Origin of the sequence: Nitratidesulfovibrio oxamicus (assembly GCF_015731765.1) — a bacterium.
In the GTDB taxonomy this organism is placed as follows: Bacteria; Desulfobacterota; Desulfovibrionia; order Desulfovibrionales; family Desulfovibrionaceae; genus Cupidesulfovibrio; species Cupidesulfovibrio oxamicus.
In genome coordinates this window covers 1-5,102 of the sequence record NZ_VRYY01000168.1, presented here as the reverse complement: position 1 = coordinate 5,102, position 5,102 = coordinate 1, and the positions used below count along the sequence as shown (strand labels likewise).

Sequence of the window (5,102 nt, the reverse complement as noted above, 5' to 3'; positions counted from 1 at the left end):
CAGCCGCCACTTCCCGCCCGTCAGGGCCAGCCGCGCGGCCACGCGCGCCCGCATGGCCGGGGCCATGCCGGAGGGCAACCGGATGGGCACCCGTTGCACGGCGGGGGCATCAAGCCCCTGCATGGGCAGCGTCGTCGGTATCGTCTTCGGTGTGGTCTGCATCGTCATAGTCGATCAGCTCCGCTTCGTATTCCATGGGGCGCGCGTACTCGTTCACCGCCGCGTCAAGCCGCTGCTCGAAGGCCGCCAGCAGCGTTTGCGCGGTGCGCGGGTCACCGTTGACCAGGTGGATGAAGTCCAGCAGCGACGTCTCGAACATGGTGCGCAGCCCGGTGGCGAACACCCCGGCCCGGACGGCAAGCTCTACCTCCACGTCGTTGCGGAGCACGTACTTGCCCGCGCGCACCTGGTTGCGGAAGCGTTCGGCCTCTGCCTGGGCCTCCAGCTTTTCGGCCTCCGCCTTGGCCTTGCGCTCCGCGTACTCATGCACCACGGTGGCCTCTTTCTCCGGCATGGCCACCAGGGGCAGCCGGGCGGCGTAGGCCTTGACGTCCTTGTGGGCAAAGCTGCCGTCCTGCTGGCGGCGCAACAGGCCCCGCGACATGTCGTTGTACAGCTTGGACTTGCCGATCTTCCGGCCTTCGGCCACAAGGTGAGCCAGCACGGCGGCAAGGTCTTTGAGGGGGGCTGGGTTAGGCATGGCAGGCCTCCACAGTTATTCCCCACCGCTTTTTTCCCTTTGCGTAGATGGGTTTTTCCTTGCGCGGGCGAGCCGGGCAATTCCATCCCCGCTTGCGGCCACGGAGCTTTGCTTCTTGCACCCACCCGGCACCGCGCAACGATGCTCCCGATTCGCTGTCGAGCGTGTAGGTGACGATTCTTGTCCCGCCCATTGCCTTCCACGCCCGCCAGCATGCTGCATAGAGCATGGAGCACGCTCCTAGTGGTGCGCCGGGCGATACACAACAGCGCAACACTTCTACGGTAAGCCCATCATCAAGGGCACGGGCTTCGGGACGTCCGACAATGGCCACGCCAACCAGCATGCCGCCGTGCAACAACCCGATAGAAAACTTATGGCGTACGCCTCTATCTGAATGCCGGTGATGACGTTCCACAAAATCTCTAGCTGTGGCTAGGTTGCGAAGGGGGACGATCTTCATTTCCCCTCCCTCCACACCAGCTCACGCCGCCAGTTGCGCACAGCTCTCCACGTCAGCACCAAAAGCACCACGCTTTGCGCCAGCAGCCACCACTGCCCGCGCGCCACGGCGGCGACGATCCACCCCGCTTGGGCGGCCAGCATCAGCTGCTGCCCCCGGATGTCCAGCCGCCCGATAAGGTGGACGGCGGACAACACCAGCACGGTGGCGGCAAACTCCACAAACGACAGGGCACTAGGCATGGGGCCTCCGGAGCAGGTTGCGCGCGGTAATCACCGCGTCGGGATGGTGGTCGATGATGGCCCACAGTTCGGGGGTGGCGTTGGCCAGGGAGAGGAAGGCATGCAAATCGTCGCGGTTCTGGGCGGCCCAGACCGGCGGGAACTTCCATGCCGTGCTGCCGTCGCCCGCCACGGCCAGGCTAACCGGCATGGTCCGCCACAGCTCCAGCACCGGTAGCAGCGCCGGGGGCCACGGTGGCACGTCGTCATTACCCCCCGCCCCGGCAGCCACCAGTCCAGACGGCGATGCTCCCAGCGCGGCGGAGACAGGCGGCAAGCTGGCGCGCTGCACGGGCGGCATGGTCAGCGCGGGCGGTAGCCCGGCAAGGATCCACGCGCGGATGTCCACGCCCAGCTCAAAGGCCTCGCCAGCGTCCTTGCCCGTGGGCGTGGGCCAGCGCCTGGCGGTCTGATAGGTTTGCCGCCACCACGCCCATCCGTTGGCGCCGGGCTTGTCGAAATCGAGCGCGCACAGGATCACCGCGCACCGCCGCAGGACCTCGTGGGCGCGAACATCCGGCTTGCCGCAGTTGGTCAGCACCGACACCACCGTGGCGATGTCCCCGGCGATGTGGTGGACCATCTCCGCATCCAGCTCGGTTTCCACCACCACACCCACGCGCGGGTCGCCGTCCAGCAGCATGGTGGCGCCGCCGCAGCTGCCTTCCACCAGCATGTACTTGTCGCCCCACTGGTCCGCGTCGGCGTTGGGGCGGCGGATCCGGATGCGGATGGGCGGCTCGGCCTGACCGGCTGGGCCAAAGCAGGGAATGGCGATGCCGCGCGGAATGAACAGGGTGTGCCCTTCGCGCCTGGCGGGCTGGCCGTCCTTGGCCGGGCGGGCTGGTTTGGGCGGCAAGTCCCACACAGTGCGGGGGCGGAACGTGCCTTGCCGTCCGCTTTCGCCCTTGAACAGCCCCAGGTGGTAGCGGCGCACGGCCTCTTCCGGCAGACCGCGCTTGGCAAGCCAGGCCATAGCATTGGGCGCGGCAAGCAAGGCGGCGTGCGCATCGTCCATCACCTTGGCCGCGCGCTCCCGCCACTTGTCCGAGGGGATGGCCCAGTCACGCGGGGTGAAGACCATGGGCCGGTCAGTCTTGGGCAGCTGGGGCAGACGGCCAGGGGTGGAGGTGTAGTCTATGCGCAGGGCCTTGCAGGCGTCGGCCCAGCCAAGGCGTTCGAAGCGGGTCAGGAATTCCAGCGCATCGCCGCCCACCTGTTCGTGGCGGCAGAACCACGTCCCGGTCACCCCGGCTTTCTCGCAGGCCGGGCCCCCCTGCTGGTCCGGCCAGATGCGGAAGCGGTCGCGCCCGCCGCAGCTGGGGCACGGGCACGCCCATTCGCCGCCGTGGGTGTTGGCCACGTGCTTCGGCTCCAGGCCACGAGAGCGGAGCATGTCCAGCAAGGGGGCGCTCATGACCGCAATCCTCCCAACATCCCGAATCCTCCCATTTTCATTTTCTATTTAACCATCCTTTTTCATTAAGAAATAATCGAGTGTGGGATGATGGGAGCGACGTACGCAGGTAATCTGCACCTCTGCATGACGCGCGCGCCCGTGGCTAAACTGTGCTATCAATCCTCCCAACATCCCACGCACCTGTATTACCCTGTCCTGTCGGATGGTTACCTGTGCTCGCCATGCGGTAATCGTGGGAGCGTGCGGGATGATTGCGTACCGCGTCAGCCAAAGAGGTTCCTCCTCTTGGCGTCCTTGGGGGTGTTTTGGTTGCCCTTTTGGTTGCCCGCTTCAACGTCCTGCTCGTACTCCACCACCACTTCCGGCTGCATGGAGATGCCCAGGTAGTGGAAACCGCTGGACTTGATCTTTTCGAACCCCTTCTTGACCAGGATCTGGCCAAGCCGCTTGGGGCTGTAGCTGTAGGTGGCGTCCACGTTCTTGTGCAACCACCAGTTGAAGTAATCCAACAGGTTTGCTGCTGAAATCCGGTTGTGCGGCTTTTCCCCTGCGGGGGCCTCCTCGATGGTGCAGCACTCGGTCAGGAAGCGCCCCACGTCGTCGAATTCGTTCCGCCGGTCCCGGGTGCAGGCAAGGATTTCCTCCGGCGGGTTCAGCCCCTGCCGCTGGTATTCCAGGCAGCCGTGCACCAGCCAGGCCAAGATGCCGGGCAGCTCGCGCATGAGTTTGCCTTCCATCTTGGGGTCGCGCGGGCGTTCGTCGGGGGTCACCGGGTTGTCAACGAAGCGGAGCTTGAAGGGCACGGCGATGGTCCGCGACCAGAAAGCGTCGTCGTCGGCCTTCGCGCGCGGGATTTCGTTGGTCAGCAGGAAGAGCAGGTGTGTCTGCATCCAGGAGGAGTACAGCTTGTCTTGCAGGCCGCGCGCGGTCAGCTCGCTCCCGCCGGTCAGCCACTTGATCTTGGCCATGGCGAACTTCTGGCCGTCTTCGGCCTCGGTCGCGAAGGCCATGCGCTTGCCGCGCAGTGCCAGTAGGTCGGGTTGCGGCCCGCCACTGTTGCGCGGCAGGTTGGTGGCCAGCAGCATTGCCGTTTCGATGGTGTTGGCGAGGTCCTTACCGAGGATGGCCGTCAGCACCTTGAGCAGGGTGTCTTTGCCGTTCCGCCCCCGCGCCCCATAGAAGACAAACCAAACGTGATCCTCCCGCGCTCCCATGATGCCGTAGCCCAGGGCGCGCTGCAGGAAGTCCACCACGGCCTGGTTCTCGTGGCACGAATACATGAACTTTTCGAATTCCGGGCACTTGGCGTCTATGCCCTGCCAGTCGATGGGGCATGCGTTCATCACGTAGTCTTCGGGGCGCCCGTCGCGGTGCTCCCCGGTACGGAGGTCGATCACGCAGTTGCGGCAGGCCAGCAGGTACGGCTGCTGGTCCAGCTCGTCGCCCGTGATGGCCAGCGGATCGGCAATGGTGTGGGTGCACCGCAGTACTTGTTCCCGCCCGTTCGGTGCCCGGAGCTGGCTGACGCGCTTGAGCAATTCCTCGCGCTGGCGCTCCAACCCCGCCTTGTCGTCTCCCACAAGCTGCTCCGCGTCCTTGCCGAGCTTGGCAGCCTGCTTCAGGTAGACTTCGCACACGGCCTCGATGGAGGCGGTGGCCGTCTCCATGATGTCCTCTTCCCAATGGTGCCCGGCCCAGCGGAGGAAGCGCCCCCACCGCTTGACGTAGACGTACTTGCCCCGGTGCAGCGCGTTGAAGATCATCGCGTCGCCAACCCGGTTCGCCCGCAGGCACTTCATCACGTATTCGGGCGACAGCTTGGGGGGGCCTGCCGGTTTGCCCTGGGCGTCGTCGGGCATGGCCGCCCGCTCCTCCTCCACGCGTTCGGCCACCTGGGCGCGGATGTCGTCCAGCTCGCTACCCATGGCAGCCCCCAGCAGTAACACGAATCATCTCGCGCGTATGCGCATGGTATGCGCGCGCGTGGGGCTTTCCATTTTTCCACGGTTTTTGTTCCATGCATCGCGGCCAAACCGTGGGGTCGCCAGTAGCCGTACCCTGTGGGCCATGGGGGAAGGACCCGCGCGGGTTCACCGACCGGGCGTCGTCGTGGGAGCTTCTGGCTTGTCCCCTAGGGGAGGGGGGAAGGGGGGAGCGGGGAGCGGCCCCCCCGGAGCCCGCGCTGACGCGCGGGCAAGCGGTGGCTGCCGTCGGCCCGTTGGCCGCAGGGCGCTGGGT

5 protein-coding genes are annotated in these 5,102 nt (G+C 66.0%); all 5 read right to left on the bottom strand.

From position 1 onward, the window contains the following. Positions 1–109: 109 nt before the first annotated feature. Positions 110–700 carry a hypothetical protein gene (locus FVW20_RS07180; RefSeq protein WP_196608893.1) on the bottom strand — a complete coding sequence of 197 codons (591 nt, stop codon included), beginning with the start codon at positions 698–700 and terminating at the stop codon, positions 110–112. Next, positions 693–1,163 (bottom strand): XF1762 family protein, encoded by a 471-nt coding sequence (locus tag FVW20_RS20135; protein ID WP_372434973.1) that lies wholly within the window; start codon positions 1,161–1,163, stop codon positions 693–695. Before FVW20_RS20135 ends, FVW20_RS07180 begins: the two co-directional genes overlap by 8 nt. Next, a complete protein-coding gene (locus FVW20_RS07175; protein WP_196608892.1) occupies positions 1,160–1,405 on the bottom strand; it encodes a hypothetical protein in 246 nt (81 codons plus the stop codon). Before FVW20_RS07175 ends, FVW20_RS20135 begins: the two co-directional genes overlap by 4 nt. Then, positions 1,398–2,861: a primase-helicase zinc-binding domain-containing protein gene (locus FVW20_RS07170; protein WP_196608891.1), complete on the bottom strand. Its 1,464-nt coding sequence runs from the start codon at positions 2,859–2,861 to the stop codon at positions 1,398–1,400. Before FVW20_RS07170 ends, FVW20_RS07175 begins: the two co-directional genes overlap by 8 nt. Positions 2,862–3,127: 266 nt before the next feature. Continuing rightward, the gene (locus tag FVW20_RS07165; RefSeq protein ID WP_196608890.1) at positions 3,128–4,789 is read right to left on the bottom strand and encodes a DNA primase family protein; all 1,662 of its coding nucleotides are present in this window, start codon (positions 4,787–4,789) and stop codon (positions 3,128–3,130) included. Positions 4,790–5,102: the final 313 nt, after the last annotated feature.